Below are 25,634 nucleotides of genomic sequence, written 5' to 3' on the forward strand. Positions count from 1 at the left end.
GCGGGATTTTTTTACAGGAAAATCGCTCTCAAGCGCTGATATTTTCTTCTGTCGCTTTGTCTTCCTTCTCTTCGACAGCTTCTTCCGCATTGAGCGTCGGCTCTTCCATCGACGTCTCCTCGGACTCAGCCGCCATTTCCTCGCCGTCGCCTTCGGGCGGCTCAGGCGCGGGCGGATTCGGATCGACAACCGCAATGTTGCGGTAGCGTCCCATGCCCGTTCCGGCAGGAATCAGCTTGCCGATGATGACATTCTCTTTCAGACCGATCAGAGGATCGACCTTGCCCTTGATGGCAGCGTCCGTGAGAACGCGCGTCGTTTCCTGGAAGGAGGCTGCCGACAGGAAGGAATCCGTCGCGAGCGACGCCTTCGTGATGCCGAGGAGAATCGGCTTCGCGACAGCAGGCTCGCCGTCGGCCTCGATGGCGACGGCATTCGCCGCTTCAAAGGAGTTGATGTCGACGTATTCGCCGGGCAGGAAACTCGTCGTGCCCGCCTCCTCGATCTTCACCTTGTGCAGCATCTGACGCACCATGACTTCGATGTGCTTGTCGTTGATCTCAACACCCTGCGACTTGTAAACCTTCTGCACCTCGTAGACGAGGTAGCGCTGCGTATCGCGCAAACCGCAGACGCGCAGGATATCGTGCGGATTGATCGATCCTTCCGTCAGACGGTCGCCCGGCATGAGATGGTCGCCGTCGTGCAGGGCGAGGCGTGCACCGTAGGGAATCGCGTACTCGCGCGATTCGCCCGATTCGGGAACGATCAGGAGCTTTCTCATGCCCTTGCCCGTATCCGTGATCTCAACCGTTCCTTCGATCTCAGCAATGATCGCATGGTGCTTGGGCTTTCTCGCTTCAAACAGTTCTTCAACGCGCGGCAGACCCTGCGTAATGTCTTCACCCGCGACACCGCCTGTATGGAACGTGCGCATCGTGAGCTGCGTGCCCGGCTCGCCGATCGACTGCGCGGCAATCGTGCCGACAGCCTCACCGACCTCGACCTCCGTCTGGTTCGCGAGATCGCGTCCGTAGCATTTGACGCAGACGCCGAACTGCGATTTGCATGTCAAGACGCTGCGGATGGACACGCGCTCGCGCACCGCCGCAATCTTCTTGGCAAGCGCCTCGTCGATCGCATCGTTGAGCGAAGCGACCTTCTCGCCCGTCTCGGGATTGAAGATGTCCTCTGCCAGCACGCGGCCTGTGATGCGATCCTCCAACGACTCAATGATGCCGTTGCCTTCCTTGATGGCTTCGACCTCGATGCCGCGCACATTGTTGTTGCGCACCTTGAGCTCCTTGGCGTCGCTCGCAAGGATGGCCTCGATCTGCTCTTCCGTCAAATCGACGGCGGCGGGAACGATCTCCGTGCCTTCGCTGTCTGTGACGGCATAGCGCGTTTCCTTGCCGAGCATTTCGTGAATCATAGCGTGCTTGATTTCCGCACGGCGCGCCTCGTCCGGCTCGCCAAGGGCAATCTTCTCCGAGACCATCGTGCTGCTGATGATGGCTTCGGAGGTCAGGGAAGAGCCGCGCAGGACAATCTCATGCACATCTTCCTCGGCAAGAAGTTCCAAATCGCCTTCCGTCAGCACCGTGTCCTTCGGCAGCAGCAGTTCATCCGTCGCAGGACTCATGATGTCCGCTGCCGTCAGGCGGCCGACGAGCTGCTCATCGAGGATCTCGATGGCGTCCGCCGCCGATTCCGCCAACCTCGCCCGCTCGCGCAGCAAGTTGATGCTCTCCACATCGCAGTCGTCCTCGCGCACGATGACGTCCTGTGCGACATCAACGAGACGGCGCGTGAGGTAGCCCGAGTCCGCCGTACGAAGAGCCGTATCGGCAAGACCCTTTCTCGCGCCGTGCGAGGAGATGAAGTAGTCGGAAACCGTAAGACCCTCGCGGAAGTTCGCCGTGATCGGCAGGTCGATGATCTTGCCCGACGGGTCGGCCATGAGGCCGCGCATGCCGGCGAGCTGACGCATCTGCTGCTTGTTGCCGCGCGCGCCCGAATCCGCCATCATGAAGATGGGGTTGAAGGCATCCATGTTGTCCATCATGGCGTCCGTCACATCGTCCGTCGCCTGCGTCCAAAGCGCGATGACCTTGTTGTAGCGCTCTTCGTCCGTGATCAAACCACGGCTGAACTGGCGCTCGATGCCGTTGACCTGTTTCTTCGTCGCCGCGAGGATGTCCTGCTTCTTCTCGGGCACGATGATGTCGGAAATCGCGACCGTCATGCCCGCAAGGCACGCATAGTGATAGCCAAGGTTCTTGACGTCGTCAATGACGACGGCCGTACGTGCTGCTCCGAAGTGGTCGAAGCAGTTTGCCACGAGCTTGCCGAGCTGCTTCTTGTCCATACGGATGCCGAGGCACCACTGCCCCGTCTCTTCATCCTTGTGGTAATAGCGAAGCTCCTGCGGCAGGATCTCGTTGAAGATCATGCGCCCGAGCGAAGTCTTGACAAGGCCGTATCCCTCGATGCGCGCCTGGATCTCCGCCTGCAGCGCAAGCTCCTGATGCTGATACATCAAAAGCGCTTCCTCGATGCCCGTGACGATCTTGCCTTCGCCTAGGGCGCCAGGACGCAGGATTGTCAGATAGTAGGAGCCGAGCACCATGTCCTGCGTCGGCACGATAATCGGTCTGCCGTCCTTCGGCGCAAGGATGTGGTTCGCGGCGAGCATGAGGATGCGCGCCTCTGCCTGTGCCTCTGCCGACAGCGGCAGATGAATCGCCATCTGGTCGCCGTCGAAGTCCGCATTGTACGCCGTGCACGCGAGCGGATGAAGCTTCAGCGCACGGCCTTCCGTCAATACCGGCTCGAATGCCTGGATGCCGAGGCGATGCAACGTCGGAGCACGGTTCAGGAGGACAGGATGCTCCTTGATGACCTCTTCAAGCATATCCCAGACCTCTGGGCGTGCGCGCTCAACCATGTGCTTGGCGCTCTTGATGTTCTGTGCGAGAGCGGAACTCACGAGCCGCTTCATGACGAAAGGCTTGAAGAGTTCGAGCGCCATCTCCTTCGGCAAACCGCACTGGTGGAGCTTTAGCTCAGGGCCGACGACAATAACGGAGCGTCCCGAGTAGTCGACGCGCTTGCCGAGAAGGTTCTGACGGAAGCGTCCCTGCTTGCCCTTGAGCATGTCGGAAAGCGACTTCAGCGGGCGGTTGCCCGGTCCCGTGACGGGGCGGCCGCGGCGGCCATTGTCGATCAAAGCGTCGACGGCTTCCTGCAGCATGCGCTTCTCGTTGCGCACGATGATGTCCGGCGCACCGAGATCGAGGAGACGCTTCAATCGGTTGTTGCGGTTGATGACGCGGCGGTAGAGATCGTTCAAATCACTCGTCGCAAAGCGTCCGCCGTCGAGCTGCACCATGGGGCGAAGCTCAGGTGGAATGACGGGAACGGCGTCGAGCACCATCCATGAGGGCTGATTGCCCGACTTGCGGAATGCCTCGACGACTTCCAGGCGGCGGATCGCGCGAATCTTACGCTGTCCGCTGACCTCGCGCAAGTCTTTCCTGAGCTCCTCGTTCATCTTATCGAGATCGAGCTCCACGAGAAGCTCCTTCACAGCCTCAGCGCCCATGCCGACACGGAAGGCGCTGCCATACTTGGCGCGGTTATCGCGGTATTCGCTCTCCGTCAAGAGCTGCTTCTTGATGAGCGGCGTATCGCCTGGGTCAAGGACGATGTAGGAAGCGAAGTAGAGAACCTTTTCCAACGCGCGCGGGGAAATGTCCAAGATGAGTCCCATGCGGCTCGGTATGCCCTTGAAGTACCAGATATGGGAAACAGGAGCAGCAAGCTCAATGTGGCCCATGCGCTCGCGACGCACTTTGGCGCGCGTCACCTCGACGCCGCAGCGGTCGCAGACGACGCCCTTGAAGCGAATCCTCTTGTACTTGCCGCAGTGGCATTCCCAATCGTGCGTCGGTCCGAAGATGCGCTCGCAGAAGAGCCCGTCGCGCTCGGGTTTCAGCGTGCGGTAGTTGATCGTCTCCGGCTTCTTGACCTCACCATAGGACCACTCACGGATCTTGTCCGGTGATGCCAGACCGATGCGCATCGAGTCAAATTCGTTTACATCCAACAACGAGGGTTCACTCCCTTCTACTTATCCGAGAAATCGTCATCGCTCATCACATCGTCCGCGATGTCATCCATCTCCCCCATAGTCTCGAAACTGCTGAAATCGGCAATGATCTCATCGCCGTTCAACTCCTCGGAGGATTCTTCCTCGGTTTCTTCACCCGCTTCAGCGTCCGCAGGCGGCTGTTCCTTATCTTTCTGCGCAGCGACTCCCGCGACGTCGAGGTCGAGTTCGTGCGCCGTCGCATTGATATCGTCGTCATCGTCGTGGATGACGATCTCCTGTGCGTCTTCCGTGAGTACCTTGATGTCAAGGCCAATGCTCTGCAGTTCCTTGATGAGCACCTTGAACGATTCGGGCACGCCAGGTTCCGGGATATTCTCGCCCTTGACGATGGCCTCGTACGTCTTGACGCGGCCAACGACATCGTCGGATTTCACCGTGAGGATTTCCTGCAGGGTGTACGCCGCGCCGTAGGCCTCAAGCGCCCAGACCTCCATCTCACCGAAGCGCTGGCCGCCGAACTGCGCCTTGCCGCCCAACGGCTGCTGCGTGACGAGCGAGTACGGCCCCGTCGAACGCGCATGAATCTTGTCGTCGACGAGATGATGGAGCTTGAGCATGTAAACGCAGCCAACCGTCACACGATTTTCAAACGGCTCTCCCGTGCGTCCGTCGTAGAGGATTGTCTTGCCATCCTCGGGCAGTCCTGCGGCGCGAATCGTGCCGAACACTTCGGCATCACCCGCGCCGTCGAAGACGGGCGTCGCGATGTGGATGCCCGCGACGTCCGGCTTCGGCACGCCATGCGTCTCGACATCGTAGCCGATCGAGCGCAGGCGCTCGCCCACCGTCGGGTCACCCGCCTTGATCTGCATGCCGAGGGCGCGCACCGCCATGCCCAGATGCGTTTCCAGGATCTGTCCGATGTTCATGCGCGAAGGCACGCCCAACGGGTTGAGCACGATATCGACCGGCGTGCCGTCCGGCAGGAATGGCATGTCCTCCTGACGCATGATGCGCGAGACGACGCCCTTGTTGCCGTGACGGCCGGACATCTTGTCACCGACCGAGATCTTGCGCTTCTGCGCGATGTAGACGCGCACGAGATGATTGACGCCCGGCGGCAGCTCGTCGTTGTTCTCACGGCTGAACGACTTGACGTCGACGATCTTTCCCGCTTCGCCGTGCGGCACGCGAAGCGATGTGTCGCGCACCTCGCGCGCCTTTTCGCCGAATATGGCCCGCAGCAGGCGTTCTTCCGCCGTCAGCTCCGTCTCGCCCTTCGGCGTGACCTTGCCGACGAGGATGTCGCCCGGCAGCACGTCGGCGCCGATGGAAATGACGCCGTTTTCATCGAGATCCTTCAGTGCATCGCCCGAAACGTTCGGGATGTCGCGCGTGATCTCTTCCGAACCGAGCTTCGTATCGCGCGCATCGCATTCGTATTCCTCGATGTGGATGGATGTGTAGAGGTCGCGCTTTACAAGGTTCTCCGAAAGGAGTATGGCATCCTCGTAGTTGTAACCTTCCCACGGCATATAGGCAACGATGATATTGTAACCGAGCGCAAGCTCGCCGTGATCCGTCGCAGGACCGTCGGCGATCGGCTGCTTCTCGAAGACCTCCTCGCCCTTATGGACAATCGGCACCTGGTTGATGCATGTGCCCTGGTTCGAGCGCTGGTACTTCTGAAGTTTGTAAATGTCGAGATCGCCCTCGTGCGTGCGCACCTGAATCTGATCGGCCGTGACCTTCTCGATGACGCCCGCACGCTTCGCGAGAATCATGACGCCCGAGTCGCACGCCGCCTTGTACTCCATGCCCGTGCCGACGAGAGGCGCCTGCGTGCGCAGAAGCGGCACGGCCTGACGCTGCATGTTCGCTCCCATTAGGGCGCGGTTCGCATCGTCGTTTTCGAGGAACGGAATCATCGCCGTGGCGATGGAGACGACCTGCTTCGGTGAAACGTCCATGTAGTCGACGCGATCGCGCGCCACGAGAACCGTCTCCTCATTGTAACGCGCCGTGACGCGCTCGTTGACAAACCAGCCGTTTTCGTCGAGCGGTTCGTTCGCCTGCGCGATGACGATCTTGTTCTCCTCGTCTGCCGTCAGGTAGCGCACATCGTCCGTCACGCGGTGCGCCGCCTTGTCCACCTTGCGGTACGGCGTCTCCATGAAGCCGAACTGGTTGACGCGCGCGTAGTTCGACAGCGAACCAATGAGGCCAATGTTCGGACCTTCCGGCGTCTCGATCGGGCACATGCGTCCATAGTGGGAGTTGTGGACGTCTCGCACCTCGAAGCCTGCGCGCTCGCGCGACAGACCGCCGGGGCCGAGCGCTGAGAGGCGGCGCTTGTGCGTAAGTTCCGACAGCGGATTGTGCTGATCCATGAACTGCGAGAGCTGAGACGAGCCAAAGAACTCCTTGATTGCCGCGACGACAGGACGAATGTTGATGAGCGCCTGCGGCGTGATGACGTCGATATCCTGGATCGTCATGCGTTCCTTGACCACGCGCTCCATGCGCGAAAGGCCAATGCGGAACTGGTTCTGCAAAAGTTCGCCGACGGAGCGCACGCGGCGATTGCCCAGATGATCGATGTCGTCCGTCGTACCGACGCCGTCCATGAGGTTCAGCAGATAGTTGATGGACGCCATGACGTCGTTGCACGTGATCGTGCGATGATTGTAAGGAAGCGTGCGCGAGCACAAAACCTTCATGCTCTTGCCGTCGCCCGTCTGCGTGCGCGCAAAAAAGACGGCGGGCTTATCCTCGCCGAAAAGCGCATCCTCCTGCTCCGCTGTGATGTTTTCAAGCATCGCCTCGTCGACGGCGACGTCAGCCGGCACGACGACCTCGCCCGTATCCTTGTCCACGATGGGCTGCGCGAGCACCCTGCCGAGAATGCGGCGCTTCCAGCCCAGCTTCTTCGTCAGCTTGTAGCGACCGACCATCGCGAGATCGTAGCGCTTGGGATCGAAGAAAAGGCTGTCGAGGAGCTGCTGCGCATTGTCGACCGTAGGCGGCTCGCCGGGGCGCAGACGCTTGTAGATCTCGACGAGAGCCTCCTCCTTGGAGCTTGCGCCGTCGCGCTCCAGCGTTGCCTGGATGCGCTCATCGTAGTTGAACAGCTCGGCGATCGCACTGTTGGAGCTGTAGCCGAGCGCACGCACAAGGATGGTCACGGGCAGTTTCCTCGTGCGGTCGATGCGTACGGAAATGACGTCGTTCGCATCCGTTTCCAGCTCAATCCACGCGCCGCGGTTCGGAATGATCGTCGCGTTATAGAGCTTCTTGCCCGTGGTGTCGATCGTCTCACCGTAGTAAGCGCCCGGCGAACGCACGAGCTGGCTGACGATGACACGCTCCGCGCCGTTGATGATGAAGGTTCCTGTATCAGTCATGAGCGGGAAATCACCCATGAACACTTCCTGTTCCTTGATTTCGCCCGTCTCGCGATTGATCAGGCGCACGTTGACGCGCAGCGGCGCTGCGAGCGTAACGTCCCTCTCCTTGCACTCATCAAGCTCGTACTTCGGCTCGCCGAGCGAGAAGTCTTCAAAGGACAGCACAAGATTTCCAGTAAAATCTTGAATCGGTGAAATATCCTGGAAGATCTCCCGCAGGCCCTCCTTCAAGAACCATTCGTAGGAGTTCCTCTGAATATCCAAAAGATGCGGCATATCCATGACTTCCTTGATCCTTGCATAGGTATACCTGTTTCTCTTGCCCACCGGCACAGGACTAAACATTAAATCCCTCACCCCTTAGCCAAATATCGGTCTATAACCAAAAGCACGCAAAAAAGACAACGAAGGACAGGAAAGCCAAAAAAAGACAAGGCATAAAACTGTCGCTTGATACCTTGTCCGCTCTCTCCCATCTTGCTCGCTATCATTCGGGAAGCGCTGATAAATGCAGCGATTCCTTTACGTTTATTCAGTTCTCATGCGTCCAACAATGCGTTAAACGCGCAAATGCGCATAGTTGGAATAACATACACGCTGTAATAAGTGATTCTAGCATGGGATTATCCAATATTCAATGGGTCTTTTCTCCCTTAAGAAAATTTTTCACAGATTTATTCACGATAGGCGATCGCATTCTCCTCGCACCAATCACGCGCAAGCGCGAGAAGACTCGACGAAAGATGTGCCTGCCAGGCCGCCGCCAAGGAAAGGCTCTGCACCGCACGTCGAAAGCGCAGCCGGGCAGAAGCGCCGCGCAGGGTTTCCTCAAGGGCAACACGCGCCTCCTGAGGCACCTTTTCTGCAAAAGTCTGCATGATGGAGCGAATCTCTGCATCGTAGATGTCGGGCAGCGGCACATAGCGCTGCCAATCCTCCTCAATGGAAAGCAGCCGTTCCATGCGCACTTCCTCCCGAGACGTCGCTTCGGCTCGCGCGTCGGATTCGTCTTCTCCCATCAAGATGATGCGCCCATCACGCGTATCGGCATAGCCCTGCAATACATCTGTCTTTTCCAGTGCAGCGGCCAGCTCCTGCAAAGAGATTTCCAACAATGTCCCTCCCCGTCATACGAGATCGTACATCTTTTCCGTGCGGTCGAGGATAGCGTCACGCCGCTCCTTGCTCGCGGCAAAGTAGCGATGCACGGCTTCACGATCGCCCGCTTCGATGGAAGCGATGACCGTTCCGAGGATCGCCTGCAGATCGCGCAAGTGACCCGTGATTGCCTCTCGGTTCGTCATGCAGATATCCGCCCACATATCGGCGTTCGAAGATGCGATGCGTGTCGTATCCTTGAAGCCGCCACCTGCGAGCTTCAGGCACGATTCCATGTCGCCTTCGCTCTGGTTGAGGAGCGTCACAAGTGCCGCTGCCGTCACATGCGGCACATGGCTGATGATTGAAGCGCAGCGATCATGCTTTTGTATATCGAGGCGCAGGAAGTTCGCCTCCGTATTCGAAAGCACCGACATCAATTTCTCGTGCGCCTCGGGCGGCGCTCCCGTATCCTCGACGATGACGTAAGCCTTGTGCCGGAAGAGGTCGGCGGACGCCGCCTCGACGCCGCTCTTCTCGCGCCCCGTCATCGGATGGCCCGCGATGTAGTGGACGCCCGCGGGCAGAATGCCCTGGATGTGCTGCCAAAGATATGCCTTCGTGCTTCCCGCATCCGTCAAGATCGCGCCTTTCTTGAGATACGGCACGATTCGTTCCAGCATCGGCGTCATCTGCAGCACGGGCGTCGCCAGAAACACGATGTCAGCACCCTCGACGACTTCACGAACGTCGGGCGACGCCATGTCGACAGCGCCGCGCTTTACGGCAAGATCCATGGACTTCTGCGTGCGGCAGAGTCCCGTGATGAAGATGTCCGCTCCGAGCTTCTCCTTTAAGCAAAGTCCCAAAGAGCCGCCGATGAGTCCGACGCCGATGATAGCCAGTTTCATCTTCATGCCTCGCGCCCCATGAAGCGTGCAATGTCACGCACATCTTCCATCGTCTTCTGGAAATTCTCGGGCGTCAGGGACTGGTCGCCGTCCGAAAGCGCGACTTCAGGATGCGGATGAACCTCGATGATGAGACCGTCCGCACCGGCCGCGATTGCCGCACGCGCCATCGCGGGCACCATCTGCCAACGCCCTGTGCCGTGGCTCGGGTCGACGATGATCGGCAGGTGCGAGATCTCCTTGATGGCAGCGACGGCGCTCAGATCGAGCGTATTGCGCGTATACGTCTCGTAAGTGCGTATGCCGCGCTCACAGAATACGACGTTGTCGTTACCGCCGGCCATGATGTACTCCGCCGCGTTGAGCCACTCGCTGATGGTCGCGGAAAGGCCGCGCTTCAAGAGTACAGGCGTATGCACCTTGCCGACTTCTTTGAGCAGCTGGAAGTTCTGCATGTTGCGCGCACCGATCTGGATCATGTCGGCATACTTCGTGATCAGTTCGACGTCGTTGATGTTCACGATCTCCGTCACGACCTTGAGCCCCGTCTTGTCCGCCGCCTCGCGCAGCATCTTCAGCCCCTCTTCCGCCAGTCCTTGGAAATCATAGGGCGAAGTGCGCGGCTTGAAGGCACCGCCGCGCAGGAACTTGGCGCCGTACTTCTTCACGCACTCGGCCGCTTCCATGAGCTGCTCCATGCTCTCGACAGCGCACGGTCCCGCCATGACCGTCAAGTGCCCCGCGCCGATCTTCACGCCTCCGACGTCGATGACGGTGTCTTCGGGCTTGAACTCGCGGCTTACAAGTTTGTACTTCTCCGTGATGCGCACCGTCTTTTCCACCCCGTCGAGAGAATTCATCTGCAGTCCTGCAATGATCTTTTTGTCACCGATCACGCCGACGATCGTGCGTTCATCGCCTTCCGAAAGATGGTACTTGAGACCGGCTCGCGTGATTTTCTGCTCCACTTTCTCAAGGTTTTCCTTTGTCGACGTCGGACTCATTACAATGATCATGACACAACCTCCTGCAAAATCAATGACTGTTCGCGTCCGCAGCCTCCCGCACCATGGCGATCTCGTCACAGTTCGGAAACTTCGGACAGTCGATGCATTCCTTCCAGACCTTCTGCGGCAACTCCTCCTTGGCAACGATATGGAAACCGAGCGTCTTGAAGAAGCCCGGCTTGTACGTCAATGTGAAGAATCGCCGCACGCCGAGTGCACGCCCTTCCTCCATGAGCCGATGCACGATTTCCGATCCGATGCCGCAGCGTGCAAGCGCAGGGTCGACCGCCATCGTGCGAACCTCTGCGAGGCCGTCCCACATCATGTGCAGGCCGCCGACGCCGACGATCTTGCCCTCATCATCTTCGGCAACGATCATATCGCGCAGCGTCTCGTAGAGGGTGTTGCGCGAACGTGCGAGCATCGCGCCGTCCGCCGCATAGTCGTTCACGAGATGAAAGATGCTCTCCACATCAGCGAACACGGCCTTTCTGTACTTCAAAATCTTTCCCCCATTCGCTGCTCACTCACGGCTTGGGCAGACATCCGCGAGCGGACACTCGCCGCAGAGCGGGCGATTCGCCTTGCATATGCGCCTGCCGTGGTAGATGAGCCAGTGGTGCGCCGCACTCCACTTTTCGCGCGGAATCGCCTTCATCAGCCCCTTCTCCACCGCGAGCGGCGTCTCGCCCACAGCGAGCTTCAAGCGGTTCGCTATGCGAAAAACGTGCGTATCGACGGCGATGGCGGGGCGGCCGAAAGCGACGCTCGTCACGACGTTCGCCGTCTTCCTGCCGACGCCCGGCAATTTGAGGAGCGTATCGTAGTCGGACGGCACCTCGCCGCCGAACTCCTCGACGAGCGTGCGGCACGTCGCCATGATATTCTTCGCCTTGTTGCGGAAAAGTCCGCAGTCCTTTATTTCCTCTTCAAGCCCCGAAATCCCCAAGGCGACGATGGCCGCAGGCGTCGCCGCCTTCTTGAAGAGCCGCGCCGTCGTGATGTTCACGCGCTTGTCCGTGCACTGCGCCGACAGGATGACGGCGATCAGCAGCTCGAAAGGATTGCTGAAATGCAGCTCAGGCTTGGCGCCGCGGTACGTCTCTTCGAGGATTTCCAGCTGCTTTTCGCGTATCTTCTTCGTGACTCGCATCGCGCCCTCAGTTCGTCAGACTGCGCACGGGCGCCGGGATTCGTCCGCCGCGCGCGACGAAAGCCTCCGAGCTGAAGGCGTCCTTAACGGGCATGATCGGGCAGCGCCCCAAGAGGCCTCCCCACTCCACCTCGTCGCCAACCTTCTTTCCGGGCACGGGGATGATGCGCACCGCCGTCGTCTTGTTGTTGATCATGCCGATCGCCGCCTCGTCCGCGATGATTCCCGAAATTGTTGCCGCCGACGTATCGCCCGCGACCGCGATCATGTCGAGGCCGACGGAGCAGACGCACGTCATCGCTTCAAGCTTTTCCAGCGAGAGACTGCCGCGTGCCACAGCGTCGATCATGCCCGCATCCTCGCTGACAGGAATGAACGCGCCCGACAGACCGCCTACATGCGAAGATGCCATGAGGCCGCCCTTCTTGACCGCATCGTTTAAGAGCGCGAGCGCTGCTGTCGTGCCGGGAGCACCGCAGCTTTCGAGTCCCATCTCCTCTAAGATGTGCGCGACGCTGTCGCCGACTGCCGACGTCGGTGCAAGCGAGAGGTCGATGATGCCGAAGGGCACGCCGAGCCGCTTCGACGCCTCGCGTGCCACGAGCTGTCCGACGCGCGTGATCTTGAACGCCGTGCGCTTGATCATCTCCGCCACCTCGGAGAAATCAGCGCCCTTGATGTCCTCCAAGGCGCGCTTCACGACGCCCGGCCCGCTGACGCCGACGCTCACGACCTTATCCGCCTCGGAAACGCCGTGGAAAGCGCCCGCCATGAAGGGATTGTCCCCCGGTGCATTGCAGAAAACGACGAGCTTCGCGCAGCCGATGGCCGCCTGATCGCGCGTCAGTTCCGCCGTACGCTTGATGACCTCGCCCATCTCGCGCACGCAGTCCATGTTGATGCCCGCCTTCGTCGAACCGACGTTGACCGAGGAACAGACGAGATCTGTTGAAGAAAGCGCCTGCGGGATGGACGAGATGAGCACCTGATCGCCGTGCGTATATCCCTTTTCCACGAGCGCGGAAAAACCGCCGATGAAGTTGATGCCGATCTCCTTCGCCGCACGATCGAGCGCTTCGGCTACGGGAACGTAGGAATCCGTCTTGCAGGCGTCCGCCGCGATGGCGATCGGCGTGACGGAAACGCGCTTGTTGATGATGGGGATGCCGTACTCCGCCTCGATGTCCTTGCCTGTTTGCACAAGGAATTCCGCCGATTTCGTGACCTTGTCGTAGACGTTGCGGCAGAACTGCTCGATGTTCGGATGCGCGCAGTCGCGGAGCGAAATGCCCATCGTGATCGTGCGCACGTCGAGCTTGTTCTCCGTAATCATGCGGTTTGTTTCTAATATATCGTCAATGGTAATCACAGAAAGACCTCCTGCAGCATGCTAAAAAACCGTCCAAGTCCTCAAACCTTGTGCATCGCGTTGAAAATATCCTCATGCTGCGTCTTGATCTCGACGCCGAGCGCTTCGCCCTTCTCCTGCAAAAGCTGCCGCACAGCAGCGAGCTCGATCTTGCTGCCCGCCATATCAGCGATCATGACCATATTAAAAAAGCCGTCCATGATGTTCTGGTTGATACTCAGAATGTTGACGCCGTTTTCAGCCAAGAGCGTGCTGACTGCCGCGATGATGCCCACACTGTCCTTGCCGACGATCGTAACCACGATTTTCATTTACAACCCCTCATTCTTTCCGACAATGCGATATGCACTGCCGCAGTTTTCTGTTTGAAATGCTATGTTTTTTCATTATATCAGTCAAATGCTGAAAATCCAAGAGGGCGCGTCTCCCAAATTGTTTTTTGCATCCGTTTCCGTTATAATGAGAGGAGCATTTCCTGACACAATGCAAAAATTCATTCTTACATCATCAAGGAGGCCATTCTTTTGAGGGAACTTAGCTTTTTCAACGATCATTTCTATGCACCGGGCGAGGCGCAGGTCGACATCGAGGACCGCGGCTATCAGTTCGGCGACGGCATCTACGAGGTCACGCACGTCTACAACGGCAAGCTCTTCGCCTTCGACCGCCACCTCGCACGCTTCCGCCGCTCCATGCGCGAGATGCACATCCCCATCACCTATATGGACGAAGAACTCACCGCCATTCACAACGACCTCATCGAAAAGAGCGGCATCAAGAGCGGCGCGATCTACTTCCAAGTCACGCGCGGCACGGCAGCGCGCGCCTTCCCCTTCCCCGGTCGTGCCACGCCGAACCTCTCGATGACGATCCGCGAGAGCACGCCGAACCGTGAGCAGCAGGAACGCGGCATCTCTCTCACGCTCGCCGAAGACATCCGCTGGCTGCGCTGCGACATCAAGTCTCTGAACCTTCTCGGCGCCGTCTTTGCCAAGGAAAAGGCGAAAGCGGAAGGATGCGAAGAGGCTCTTCTCTACCGCAAGGACACGGGGCTCGTCACCGAGGGCGCGAGCAGCACCTTCTTCCTCATCAAGGACGGCGTCGTCTGGACGCATCCGCTTGACCATCTCGTACTGCCGGGCGTCACGCGTGCCGTCGTCGTCGAGGAATGCGCCAAGGAGCTCGGTCTGACCGTCATCGAAAAGACCTTCACGCCGGAGTTCGCTCAGAAGGCAGACGAAGCATTTGAAACGAGCACAAGCCTCGAAGTCACACCCGTCATAAAGATTGGCGGCAAGAAGATCGGCGCGGGCGCCCCCGGCGCGATCACAAAAAAGATCATGGAATCCTTCCAAGGATTGATAAAAAAAGAATGCTTCAACTGAAGCGCACGAGACAAAAACGGCTGTACATCAGCCGTTTTTGTCTCGTGTTTACAGAATTTTTCGCGTATTGGAAAAAACCTGCAAAAATCGCAACTTTTCATTGACAATATCCAAAATAGTACCTATACTTGTAGTGAAGCAAATACATCATGTTTATGGTAGTATAACCCGAAGGAGTGTGTTTTTTTATGGCAAAAAAGGTAAAGATCACCGAAACAGTACTTCGCGACGGGCATCAGTCCCTGTGTGCGACGCGCATGCATTACTCCCAGATGGAGCCCATGCTTGCAGCGCTCGACAAGATCGGCTACAACTCGTTGGAAGCTTGGGGCGGTGCGACCTTTGATACGTGCCTCCGCTTCCTCGACGAAGATCCGTGGGAGAGGCTCGACAAGCTCAAGGCTCGTCTCAAGACCCCGATCCAGATGCTGCTTCGCGGTCAGAACCTCCTTGGCTACAACCACTATTCGGACGATGTCGTCAAGAAGTTCGTCGAGAAGGCTTCCGAGCACGGCATGGGCGTATTCCGCATCTTCGATGCGCTGAACGACGTTCGCAACCTCAAGACGGCGATCAACGCTGCTCTCGGCTGCAAGGAAAAGCCGCATGTACAGGGCTGCCTCGTCTACACGCTCAGCCCCTATCATACGAACGAAGTCTTCGTCGACCTTTCCAAGAAACTGCAGGAAATGGGCTGCCATTCCGTCTGCATCAAGGACATGTCCGGCCTTCTGAAGCCGTATGTCGCAGAAGACCTCGTGAAGAAGCTCAAGGCTGCGCTCGACATCCCCATCCAGCTCCACACGCATTATACGTCCGGCTTCGGCAGCATGACGTACCTCAAGGCGATCGAGGCTGGCGTCGACACCGTTGACTGCGCGCTCTCGCCGTTCGCTCTCGATACGTCCCAGCCCTGCACGGAGACGATGGTCGCCGCTCTCGAAGGCACGCCGTATGACACGGGTCTCGACCGTCAGGCCATGACGCCGATCGCCAAGCACTTCCTGCAGGTCAAGCAGGATCTCATCAAGGAGTTCAACCTCAAGGGCTACTTCGACGTCAACCCGAACGTCATCGACTTCCAGATTCCGGGCGGCATGCTCTCGAACCTTGCGAACCAGCTCAAGGAACAGGGCATGGAAGACAAGTTCCAGGATCTCCTCGACGAGATGCCGCGCGTGCGCGCCGATGTCGGCTATCCGCCGCTCGTTACGCCGTCCAGCCAGATCGTCGGCACGATGGCGACGTTCAATGTCATGACGGGCGAGCGCTACAAGATCGTCCCGAAAGAATTCAAAGACCTCGCACGCGGCAAGTTCGGCAAGCCGCCGGTGGAAGTCAGCCACGAGTACCTCACGAAGACGCTCGGCATCCCCGAGAGCGAGATCATCACGGACATCGTTGCCGAGGATGCGAAGGCTCCGAAGCTTGCAGATTTCGAGAAGGAAATGAAGGCAAAGGGCTTCCTCAACCCGACGGAAGAGGATATCCTCTCCTACGCTCTCTTCCCGCAGGTCGCAGAAGAGTTCTTCAAGAAGCACTATGCACCGATGAACGCTTACGATATGTCCCACAAGGCATAAGCCAAAACTGTAAGCAACCCTCCCTTCCTATGGGGAGGCAAACAAAAAGGGGCTGTGGCAGAATGCTCTTACATTCTGTCACAGCCCCTTTTTTGTTTGCCAATTTTGATTTTATTTTAGAAATTCACCTTGGAAATTTACCCCTAAAATTTTTCCTATTTCCTATTGCATTTCTTAAAGCCTCATAGTATAATAGATACTGTTGTCGGGATGTGGCTCAGCTTGGTAGAGCGCATCGTTCGGGACGATGAGGTCGCAGGTTCGAATCCTGTCATCCCGACCATTCTTCAGAAAAGGAAGGAGTCGTGACATAGTGCGAAAGCATTTTGTCACGGCTCCTTTTTCGTACCCTTTTTACCATGAAGCCCCAAGAGGTCAAGCAGAAGGTGCAGACCGATTGGCTAGGCTTCTGTAAGGGCGGCGCACAATGTCCGCGAAGTGGACGTTTGTGCGTGTAGTTTACACTACACGGCATAGGGATGCCTCGTACAATCTTCACATAGATAGACTTCTTCTCGTACATATTTCTCTCCTTTGATATTATAGATAGCAGTAGTAAAAACGAAATATTTCTCGATCAAGTCAAAAAAGCCTCATCCCGTGTAGCATAAGGGATGAGGCTTCTTCTATTTAAATTCCACAAATTCATTGAGTCTGGCGCCGCCCTTAATCATCGGCTCGACGAAGCTCTTCGCAAGTTTCAGCACGATGACACGGGGCTCGTTGGCTTGCATGGCACGGCTGAACGCGCGGATAAACTCCTCCTGCGTCTGCACGGCTTCGGCTTCTATGCCGAAGCTTTTGGCGTAGGCGACAAAATCCATCGGATGTGCCAACTCGCAGGCGATGTAGCGCTCCTTGTACATGACCTTCTGTAGCTGACGGATCATGCCAAGAGCGCAGTTGTCCATGACAAGTGAAATCACGGGAAGCTTGAGCCTCGCGATCGTATACAACTCGTTTCCCGTCATGCGCATGCCACCATCGCCTGCGATGTGGATGACGCGGCGGCTCCTGCCATAGGCGGCCTGCGCCCCCATGGCGGCGGGCAGGCCGAATCCCATCGTACCGAGGCCGCCCGAGGTCAGCCACGATCTCGGCTCTTCGATCCGCAAGTGAAGCGCCGCCCACATCTGATGCTGTCCAACATCGGTCGCAAACGAGTACGGCTTGCCTGCCGTAGCGAGCGCTACATGATGCATTGCCCACGGCACGCTCAGATCTCCCGCGTCGTAGTCGTAGACGTATTTCGTACGCCATTGGCGGATGCTCTTGAGCCATTCCTCGGTACGATGCAGGGATTCCGGCTTCATCAAGAGATGCAAAATCGTCTTCATATCGCCCGCAAGGCCGATGGAGCTTGGAATGTTTTTGTCGATCTCCGCCGGGTCGATGTCGACGTGGATGAACGTCGTGCCCTTCATGTACTTGACGACATTGCCCGTCTGGCGGTCACCGAAGCGGCTGCCGAGCGCAATGACGACATCGGACTCGGCAATCGCATGATTTGCCGCCTTATGTCCGTGCATACCGGCAAAGCCGACACACAGGGGATGCGACTGCGGCAGAGAACCAAGCCCCATCAAGGTCTGCACGACAGGGATACCGTAGTGCTCAGCAAGGGCGGCCAGCTCTTTCGAGGCTCCTGCATAGATGACGCCGCCGCCCGCGATGATGACGGGCTTTCGCGCCTGCCGGATCGCTTCCGCCGCCTCCGCCGCACAAATGAGGAAGTCCGCGTCGGGCTTTCCGGGCGTCTTCTCCTCATAGATGCAGCTTTCATACTTCACATCGGCAAAGAAGAGGTCGCGCGGAATGTCGACGAGCACAGGCCCGGGCCTGCCGCTGCGCGCGATGTCAAACGCTTCGCGCAAAGTCGGTATGAGTTTTGCCGCGTCCTTGACCTTGAAATTGTGCTTCGTCACGGGCATCGTGATGCCGAGGATGTCCGTTTCCTGAAAGGCGTCGCGCCCCAGAAGCCCCGTATCGACCTGCCCCGTGATCGCTACCATGGGGATGGAATCCATGAACGCCGTGGCGATGCCCGTCACGAGATTCGTCGCGCCAGGCCCCGATGTCGCAAGACAGACACCGACCTTGCCCGTCGCACGCGCATAGCCGTCGGCGGCATGCGCTGCGCACTGCTCGTGCGAGGTGACGATCTGACGAATATTTCTTTCATCGTAAAGCGCATCGTAGAGCGGCAAGTTCATGCCGCCCGGATAGCCGAAGATCGTGTCGACGCCCTGCTCCTTCAGACATTCGACAACTGCTTTCGCGCCTCTCATGCAAAGCCTCTCCTTTCCTGCCCGCGCTTATATGTGCGCGAGCACCGCTTCTGCCATCTGCTCGGTGGTTGCCTTCTTGAAACCGTCCTTCCAGAGGTCTGCCGTGCGCCAGCCATCGGCGAGCGCCGCATCGACGGCCGTTTCAATCGCCTGCGCCGCTTCTTCTTCGGCGAGCGCATAGCGCAGCAGCATCGCCGCCGAGAGAATCGTGCCGACGGGATTGGCGATGCCCTTGCCCGCAATATCGGGTGCAGAGCCGTGAATCGGCTCGAAGAGGCTCGTCTTTTCGCCGATGCTCGCCGACGGCATCATGCCGATGGAGCCGCCGACGACCGCCGCCTCGTCCGACAGAATGTCGCCGAAAAGATTGCCCGTGACGATGACGTCGAACTGCGTCGGACGCACGGCAAGCTGCATGGCACAGTTGTCGACATAGAGATTCGTAAGCTCAACATCCGCGTAGTCCTTCGCGACCTCAGCCACCGTGCGCCGCCAGAGGCGCGAGGTCGCGAGCACGTTCGCCTTGTCAACGCTCGTGACATGGCTGCGGCGCAGCTTCGCCGTCTCGAATGCGAGCTTTGCGATGCGCTCGACTTCAGGTACGGAATAGTTTTCGAGATCCCATGCCCTCTCGTGGCCGTCCTTGATTTCCGATTCGCACTTCTCTCCGAAGTAGATGCCGCCGATCAGCTCGCGCACGATGACGAGGTCAGCACCCTTGACAAGCTCGGGCTTCAGCGGTGAATACTCGACGAGTGCATCAGCGACCTTCACGGGACGCAGGTTTGCGTAAAGGCCGAGACCTTTCCGAAGACCCAAGATCGCCTTTTCAGGGCGCAGAGCAGGCTCTACCGCATCCCACTTGTCGCCGCCGACAGCGCCGAAGAGCACGCCATCCGCCGCCTGCGCGGCGGCAAGCGTCGCTTCCGGCAGCGGCGTGCCACACTTGTCGTAAGCCGTGCCGCCCGCATCATGCTCCTCATAGGAAAGTGCCAGATGGAACTTTTCCGCTGTCTTTTTCAGCACGGCGACAGCTGCATCCGTGATTTCCCTGCCGATGCCGTCGCCCGGTATCACCACGATCTTCTTTTCCATCAGAGCGCCCCCTTTTCCTTGATGTAATTGATCAGGCCGCCTGCTTCGGCAATCTCCTGCACGAATCCCGGCAGAGGATGCGCCTGAAAGATGTCGCCCGTCGTGAGATTCTCGATCTTTCCCGTTTCCGTATCGACGCGCAGCTCGTCGCCCGCGCTGATCTTCTCCACATCATCGCCGATTTCCAGGAGCGGCAAGCCGATGTTGATGCCGTTGCGATAGAAGATGCGCGCGAAATCTGCCGCGATGATCACGGGGATCCCTGAGGCCTTGATGGCGACGGGCGCGTGCTCGCGCGACGAACCGCAGCCGAAATTCTTGCCGCCGACCATGATGTCGCCTTCCTGCACGTTTTTCGCGAAACTCTCATCAATGTCAACCATGCAGTGCTCCGCCAGCTCCTTCGGGTCGAAGCTGTTCAGATAGCGCGCGGGAATGATGACGTCCGTATCGATATTGTCGCCGTAGCGCCAGACTTTTCCTTGCAAACTCATCTCACTTTACCTCCTCCGGCGCGGCGATCCTGCCCAAGATGGCACTCGCAGCCGCCACATGCGGGCCTGCCAGATAGACCTCGCTGTCGACATGCCCCATGCGCCCGCGGAAATTGCGGTTCGTCGTAGAAACGCAGCGCTCGCCCGCCGTCAAGATACCCATATAGCCGCCGAGGCAAGGACCGCACGTCGGCGCAGCGACGGCGCAGCCCGCATCGATGAAGACGTCGATGTAGCCGAGGTGCATCGCCTCCTGATAAACCGCCTGACTGCCCGGAATCACGATGCAGCGCACATCGGGATGCACCTCGTGCCCCTTCAATAGCCCTGCGGAAATCTCAAGGTCTTCCAAGCGCCCGTTCGTACAGGAGCCGATGACCACCTGATCGATCTTGATCGGCTCAGCGATGTCCATGACGCGCTTCGTGTTGCCCGGCAGATGCGGGAAAGCAACGACGGGACGCAGAGATGAGAGGTCAATTTCGACGGTGCGGCAATACTTCGCATCAGCGTCCGAGGTCACAGGCTCATACGCGCCTTTGACGCGGCCTTCAACGTACTCCTTCGTCTTTTCATCGAACGGGAAGATGCCGTTTTTCGCACCCGCTTCAATCGCCATGTTGGCAATCGTCAAACGATCCGTCATCGTCAGTGCGGCGACTCCTTCGCCCGTGAATTCCAGTGACTTGTAGAGTGCGCCGTCGACACCAATCATGCCGATGAGCGTTAGGATCACGTCCTTGCCATTGACATCGGCAGGCTTCTCTCCCGTCAGATGCACCTCGATCGTCTCGGGCACTTTGAACCAAGCCCGCCCCGTCGCCATGCCGACGGCGAGATCGGTCGTGCCGACGCCCGTCGAAAAGCCGTTCAATGCGCCATACGTACAGGTATGCGAGTCCGCGCCGATCGTCAGCATGCCCGGTCCCACAAGACCGAACTCAGGCAGGATGACATGCTCAATGCCCACGCGACCGATCTCAAAATAATTCTTGATCTTGTGCTTTTTCGCGAAGTCACGCACGATCTTGCCGAGTCCCGCCGCCTTGATGTCCTTCGCCGGCTGGAAGTGATCGGGCACGAGCGCAATCTTCTCGTTATCGAACACAGGGCGGCCGATGCGTTCGAACTCCTTGATCGACGGCGGCGCCGTGATGTCATTCGCGAGCACCATGTCAAGCTGACAGGTAATCAGCTGTCCTGGCTCGACATGCGAAAGTCCTGCATGACGCGCGAGAATCTTCTCCGTCATATTCATTCCCATGAAATTTCCTCCTGGATAAGTCGAAAGAAAACGGCTTACACCTCATTATACCATAAAGGAGTGTAAGCCGTTCCAAGATTCAACGTTTGTTGTTGCTCAAATCAGAACTTCAGCTCTTTCTTGTCACGAAGCCAAGGCATCATGTTGCGGAGCTCTGCGCCGACCTTCTCGATCGGATGCTCCTGATGAAGACGACGCTGTGCGAGGAAGTTCGCGCGACCAGCGGCACGGTTCTCCAACAGCCAATTGCGGGCAAACGTGCCGTCCTGAATCTCCTTCAGAACCTTCTTCATTTCCTTCTTCGTTTCTTCCGTGATGATGCGCGGTCCGATCATGTAGTCGCCGTACTCAGCCGTGTCGGAGCAGGACTGACGCATCTTCGTCATGCCGCCCTCATAGCAGAGGTCAACGATGAGCTTCATCTCGTGGAAGCACTCAAAATATGCCATCTCGGGCGGATAGCCTGCCTCAACAAGAACCTCAAAGCCCGTCTGCATGAGCTGGCATACGCCGCCCATGAGCACGCACTGCTCACCAAAAAGATCCTCTTCCGTCTCATCGCGGAACGTCGTCTGAAGGACTCCGGAACGCGTTGCACCAAGCCCGCGCGCATAAGCGAGTGCAATGTCAAAGCACTTGCCCGTCTCATCCTTCTCAACAGCAAAGACCGCCGGAACGCCCGACCCTTCCTCGAAGGTGCGGCGAACGAGATGACCGGGGCCCTTCGGTGCAACCATGAAAACGTCAATGCCAGCCGGAGGAACGATCTGCTTGAAGTGGATATTGAAACCATGCGCGAAGGCGAGAGCACTGCCTGGCTTGAGGTTGGGACCAATCTCTTCCTTGTAGACGTCCGCCTGCTTCTCATCCGGGATCAGAACCATCGTGATGTCCGCCTGCTTGACCGCCTCGGCGACCGTCAGAACCTTGAGACCATGGGACTCGGCAGCAGCCTTGGACTTCGATCCCTCGTAAAGGCCGACGACGACGTTGACGCCGCTCTCCTTGAGGTTCAGCGCATGTGCATGTCCCTGGCTACCGTAGCCGATGATGGCAACGGTCTTGCCCTTCATGACCTCCCAGTTCGCGTCCTGATCATAATAAGTTTTTGCCATAATACTCTCTCTCCTCACAATCTTGATAAATGGTATGCTCACCGCGTTCGAGAGCGATGAGACCCGTGCGGATCGTTTCCAGGATGCCGTAGGGCGAAAGAAGCTGCAGGAATGCCGTGACCTTCGCATCATCTCCCGTGATTTCAAAAATCAAGGTTGTCGGCTGCACATCGACGACGCGTGCGCGAAAAATCTCCGCCATCTTGAGCACGTCGAGACGATTCGTGTCGTCTGCCCTGACCTTGATGAGCGTCATGCCGCGGAAAACTGAGGCGGCGGAAAGGAGCGCCTGCACCTCGACGACATCGGGCAGCTTTTCGAGCTGCTTCATCATCTGGTCGATCAGCTCCTCATCGCCATGCACGACGACGGTGATCCTGGAAAACTCCGCGGTCTCCGTCACACCGACAGACAGGCTGTCGATATTGAACTCCCGCCGCGAAAACATGCTTGCAACACGGACAAGTACGCCGGACTGATTCCTCACGAGTATGGAAAGCACATGTCGCATCTGAAATCCTCCCAACGCATAACCCTAGTGTAAACATGTATACATTATGGCAACATCGCTTCGGTTTGTCAACAAGATTTTTTCCTTACTTTTCCTTTCGCTCCCTTGCCGCTTCGATGAGTTGACGCGCCGTCTTCTCCGGCACTTCCTCATAGTGGCAGAAGCGCAGCGTATAGGTGCCGCGTCCCTGCGTCAGGGAGCGCAGTTCCGTCGCGTACTTGTGCAGCGCGGCGAGCGGCACCTGCGCGCGCACCTCGCTCGTATCCTTGCTGATCATCTCCATGCCGAGGATGCGCGCGCGCTTCGCATTGAGCTGCCCCATGACGTCGCCCATATAATATTCGGGCGCCTGGACGCACATCTCGTAAATCGGTTCAAGGAGTACAGGCGCAGCCTCCATAATGCCCTTTCTGAGGGCGATTGCCGTCGCCGTCTTGAAGGCGACTTCCGACGAATCGACCGTATGGTACGAACCGTCGTAGAGGTTTACCCGCACATCGACGACGGGGTAGCCTGCGAGGATGCCGGCAGCAAGCGTCTCCGCTGTCCCCTTCTCCACAGCGGGCACATATTGGCGCGGCACGCTGCCGCCGAAGATGTTCTCCGTGAACTCGTTGCCCGTGCCCGCATCGCGCGGCGAAATCTCCAGCATGACGTGACCGTACTGGCCGTGTCCGCCGCTCTGCTTCTTGTGCTTGCCTTCCGCCTTGACGCTCTTCCTTATCGTCTCGCGATAGGCGATGCGCGGCTCGGCAAATATCGCCTCGATGCCGAACTTGCGCTTCATCCTCTCCTGTAGGACCTCAAGGTGAACCTCGCCGATGCCGCGAATCAAAGTCTCCTTCGTCTCCGCATCCTTTTCGAGCTTGAGGCTCGGATCTTCCTCACACTCCTTGGCAAGCGCCGCAAAAACCTTATCCTCCTCGCCCTTCTTCTTTACATAAACGGCCTGTGCAAGCATCGGCATGGGGAATTCGATGGCATCGTAGGAGAGCGGCGCTTCCTTCGCCACGAGCGTATCCGAGGTGCGCGTATTCTGCAGCTTCGCCGCGACGACGATGTCGCCGCCATGCGCCTTGGCAACAGCGATTTGCTTCTTCCCCTGCATCGTGTAAAGCGTGCTCACGCGCTCCATCTGCTGCGTCGAGATATTCCAATACGAGGCGTCACTCTTCATCTCGCCCGAAAAGATACGGATGAAGCTCAAGCGTCCAACAAACGGATCGACGATTGTCTTAAAAACCTGCGCGGAAAAGGGGTCGCCGGGCGTGCGCTCCGCCAATTCCTCGCCACCGGGCAGCGTTCCCACGACCGTTCGATCCGTCGGCGCCGGCAAATACTCGACCATATCGTTGAGGAGCGCGTGCATGCCGACATTCAAGGAAGCCGAGCCGCAGAGCACGGGAAAAATCTTACCCGTCTCGATGCCCTCGATCAGAGCCTCTGCCACCTCGCGCTCATCGAGTGTCTCGCCCTCGATGTATTTTTCGAGAAGATTATTGTTTATTTCAGCAACACCCTCGATGAGCGTCTGCCGCGCCTCTTCCACTTCGTCCCTCATATATTCGGGAATCTCATCGAGCGCCACGCAGTTGTTCTTGTCGCGCTCCTTGATGCGAACCGTCATGGCGAGGAGATCGACGACGCCCTGAAAAGCCGCTTCCTTGCCGACAGGCAGCTGGATCGGCACGACGCCCGTACCGAAGCGCAGGCGCAGCTCATTGACGACGCTTTGGAAGTCGGCGTGCTCGCGATCGATCTTATTGACGAAGAAGGCGCGCGGCAAATCCAGCGCTTCCGCATAGCGCCAGACTTTCTCCGTCTCCACCTCGATGCCCGAGACGGCCGAGATGACGACGAGAGCGCTGTCCGCCGCCTGCAAGGCGCTTTTCACCTCGCCGACGAAGTCCGGATAGCCCGGCGTATCAAGGATATTGAGCTTATGATCGAGCCATTCACAGGCGAGCAGCGAGGTCTGTATGCTAAGCTCGCGCCGCGTCTCTTCCGGCTCATAGTCCGAAGCCATCGTCCCGTCGGCGATGCTGCCGCGCCTCTTGATCGCCCCCGTATTGAAAAGGCAATCCTCCGCGATGCTCGTCTTCCCCGACTTGCCGTGCCCGACAAGGGCAATATTGCGGATATTCGTGCTTGCGTACTCTTTCATTTGATCAACTCCTCGTTATTTTATGTTTTCTTTATTCTCTGAAAATGAGATATATCCTGCTTTTTACAGCGAGATAATTTTCCAAAAAAATACCGCCATCAAGCGACCCTTGCCTGATGGCGGCATCTCTTCTTCCTTCACGTTCCTCTGCTCAATCTTCCGCTTCCTCCAAGCGCATCAGCATGAAGCAGTAATCGGAGAGGCGGTTGAGAAAGACGCGGTCTTCCTCATGGAGATCGGCCTCTTTCGCCAAGGCGCAGAAGCGTCTCTCAGCGCGGCGCACGGACGTGCGTGCAAGATCGAGCATCGCGCCCGCCTGCGTATCGCCGGGGATGAGGAAGTGCGCGAGCTTCGGCAGCTTCGCATCGATGGCATCGATGTCCTTCTCCATCATTTCCGAATCCTCGCGCGTAATCATCGGCTTTTCACCAAGACTCGCGATATCGGCCATGAGAAGCGGCAGCTTTTTGAGCAGCACGAGAACCTTTTCCCGCACCGCTTCCTTTGTCGCAAAAGCGCGCGCCATGGCGAGCGCCGATCCCGCTTCATCAACCGAACCGTACGTCTCGACGCGCAGCGCATCCTTATCGACGCGCTCGCCCGTATATAGGCTCGTCTGCCCCTTGTCACCTGTCTTCGTATAAACGCCCATCTCTTTCACCTCAATGCTGTCAAA

General features: G+C 58.2%; 19 protein-coding genes and 1 tRNA gene. 3 read left to right on the forward strand and 17 right to left on the reverse strand.

Annotation, left to right across the window (positions count from 1 at the left end):
* Nucleotides 1-28: 28 nt before the first annotated feature.
* The 9 genes from rpoC to QZ177_RS02390 all read right to left on the reverse strand — a co-directional run bounded on the left by rpoC (nucleotide 29) and on the right by QZ177_RS02390 (nucleotide 13,370).
* Nucleotides 29-4,111 carry a DNA-directed RNA polymerase subunit beta' gene (gene rpoC / locus QZ177_RS02350; protein ID WP_294175400.1) on the reverse strand — a complete coding sequence of 1,361 codons (4,083 nt, stop codon included), beginning with the start codon at nucleotides 4,109-4,111 and terminating at the stop codon, nucleotides 29-31.
* Nucleotides 4,112-4,128: 17 nt separating this feature from the next.
* The gene (gene rpoB, locus QZ177_RS02355) at nucleotides 4,129-7,866 is read right to left on the reverse strand and encodes a DNA-directed RNA polymerase subunit beta (protein ID WP_294175401.1); all 3,738 of its coding nucleotides are present in this window, start codon (nucleotides 7,864-7,866) and stop codon (nucleotides 4,129-4,131) included.
* 329 nt (nucleotides 7,867-8,195) lie between these two features.
* Nucleotides 8,196-8,633 (reverse strand): UPF0158 family protein, encoded by a 438-nt coding sequence (locus tag QZ177_RS02360; protein ID WP_265071628.1) that lies wholly within the window; start codon nucleotides 8,631-8,633, stop codon nucleotides 8,196-8,198.
* 15 nt (nucleotides 8,634-8,648) lie between these two features.
* On the reverse strand, nucleotides 8,649-9,536 hold the full coding sequence (locus QZ177_RS02365; protein WP_294175402.1) for a prephenate dehydrogenase/arogenate dehydrogenase family protein: 888 nt from the start codon (nucleotides 9,534-9,536) through the stop codon (nucleotides 8,649-8,651).
* Nucleotides 9,533-10,546, reverse strand: coding sequence for a 3-deoxy-7-phosphoheptulonate synthase (gene aroF, locus QZ177_RS02370; protein ID WP_294175403.1), 1,014 nt, complete (start codon nucleotides 10,544-10,546; stop codon nucleotides 9,533-9,535). Before aroF ends, QZ177_RS02365 begins: the two co-directional genes overlap by 4 nt.
* A gap of 19 nt (nucleotides 10,547-10,565) precedes the next feature.
* Entirely contained in the window at nucleotides 10,566-11,039 is a 474-nt protein-coding gene (locus QZ177_RS02375; protein WP_006190875.1) for an N-acetyltransferase, read from the reverse strand.
* 21 nt (nucleotides 11,040-11,060) lie between these two features.
* The gene (gene nth, locus QZ177_RS02380; RefSeq protein WP_294175404.1) at nucleotides 11,061-11,690 is read right to left on the reverse strand and encodes an endonuclease III; all 630 of its coding nucleotides are present in this window, start codon (nucleotides 11,688-11,690) and stop codon (nucleotides 11,061-11,063) included.
* A 7-nt stretch (nucleotides 11,691-11,697) separates the two neighbouring features.
* The gene (locus QZ177_RS02385; protein WP_265071632.1) at nucleotides 11,698-13,059 is read right to left on the reverse strand and encodes a PFL family protein; all 1,362 of its coding nucleotides are present in this window, start codon (nucleotides 13,057-13,059) and stop codon (nucleotides 11,698-11,700) included.
* Nucleotides 13,060-13,100: 41 nt separating this feature from the next.
* A complete protein-coding gene (locus QZ177_RS02390) occupies nucleotides 13,101-13,370 on the reverse strand; it encodes an ACT domain-containing protein (RefSeq protein ID WP_006190881.1) in 270 nt (89 codons plus the stop codon).
* A 213-nt stretch (nucleotides 13,371-13,583) separates the two neighbouring features.
* Between QZ177_RS02390 and dat the strand changes: the two genes are divergently transcribed.
* From dat to QZ177_RS02405, 3 genes are all read left to right on the forward strand, one after another.
* On the forward strand, nucleotides 13,584-14,444 hold the full coding sequence (dat, locus tag QZ177_RS02395) for a D-amino-acid transaminase (RefSeq protein WP_294175405.1): 861 nt from the start codon (nucleotides 13,584-13,586) through the stop codon (nucleotides 14,442-14,444).
* A gap of 188 nt (nucleotides 14,445-14,632) precedes the next feature.
* On the forward strand, nucleotides 14,633-16,027 hold the full coding sequence (locus QZ177_RS02400) for a pyruvate carboxylase subunit B (protein ID WP_009646254.1): 1,395 nt from the start codon (nucleotides 14,633-14,635) through the stop codon (nucleotides 16,025-16,027).
* Nucleotides 16,028-16,233: 206 nt separating this feature from the next.
* Nucleotides 16,234-16,310, forward strand: a tRNA-Pro gene (locus QZ177_RS02405).
* A gap of 343 nt (nucleotides 16,311-16,653) precedes the next feature.
* On the opposite strand, the gene ilvB is transcribed toward QZ177_RS02405, so the two are convergent.
* The 8 genes from ilvB to QZ177_RS02445 all read right to left on the reverse strand — a co-directional run bounded on the left by ilvB (nucleotide 16,654) and on the right by QZ177_RS02445 (nucleotide 25,610).
* On the reverse strand, nucleotides 16,654-18,315 hold the full coding sequence (ilvB, locus tag QZ177_RS02410; protein ID WP_294175406.1) for a biosynthetic-type acetolactate synthase large subunit: 1,662 nt from the start codon (nucleotides 18,313-18,315) through the stop codon (nucleotides 16,654-16,656).
* 27 nt (nucleotides 18,316-18,342) lie between these two features.
* Entirely contained in the window at nucleotides 18,343-19,410 is a 1,068-nt protein-coding gene (gene leuB, locus QZ177_RS02415) for a 3-isopropylmalate dehydrogenase (RefSeq protein WP_294175407.1), read from the reverse strand.
* Nucleotides 19,410-19,904, reverse strand: a complete 495-nt coding sequence (locus QZ177_RS02420) for a 3-isopropylmalate dehydratase small subunit (RefSeq protein ID WP_294175408.1) — start codon at nucleotides 19,902-19,904, stop codon at nucleotides 19,410-19,412. The genes leuB and QZ177_RS02420 overlap by 1 nt, the downstream gene beginning before the upstream one ends.
* Nucleotide 19,905: 1 nt before the next feature.
* The gene (gene leuC / locus QZ177_RS02425; protein ID WP_006192241.1) at nucleotides 19,906-21,168 is read right to left on the reverse strand and encodes a 3-isopropylmalate dehydratase large subunit; all 1,263 of its coding nucleotides are present in this window, start codon (nucleotides 21,166-21,168) and stop codon (nucleotides 19,906-19,908) included.
* A 101-nt stretch (nucleotides 21,169-21,269) separates the two neighbouring features.
* Entirely contained in the window at nucleotides 21,270-22,283 is a 1,014-nt protein-coding gene (gene ilvC, locus QZ177_RS02430) for a ketol-acid reductoisomerase (RefSeq protein ID WP_294175409.1), read from the reverse strand.
* Nucleotides 22,264-22,794 (reverse strand): acetolactate synthase small subunit, encoded by a 531-nt coding sequence (gene ilvN, locus QZ177_RS02435; protein ID WP_006192239.1) that lies wholly within the window; start codon nucleotides 22,792-22,794, stop codon nucleotides 22,264-22,266. The genes ilvC and ilvN overlap by 20 nt, the downstream gene beginning before the upstream one ends.
* Nucleotides 22,795-22,879: 85 nt before the next feature.
* Nucleotides 22,880-24,958, reverse strand: a complete 2,079-nt coding sequence (gene fusA, locus QZ177_RS02440; RefSeq protein WP_294175410.1) for an elongation factor G — start codon at nucleotides 24,956-24,958, stop codon at nucleotides 22,880-22,882.
* Nucleotides 24,959-25,109: 151 nt separating this feature from the next.
* On the reverse strand, nucleotides 25,110-25,610 hold the full coding sequence (locus QZ177_RS02445) for a cob(I)yrinic acid a,c-diamide adenosyltransferase (RefSeq protein ID WP_265071793.1): 501 nt from the start codon (nucleotides 25,608-25,610) through the stop codon (nucleotides 25,110-25,112).
* Nucleotides 25,611-25,634 lie beyond the last annotated feature (24 nt).

The sequence above is a fragment of the uncultured Selenomonas sp. genome, from assembly GCA_905372355.1.
Taxonomy (GTDB): domain Bacteria; phylum Bacillota; class Negativicutes; order Selenomonadales; family Selenomonadaceae; genus Selenomonas.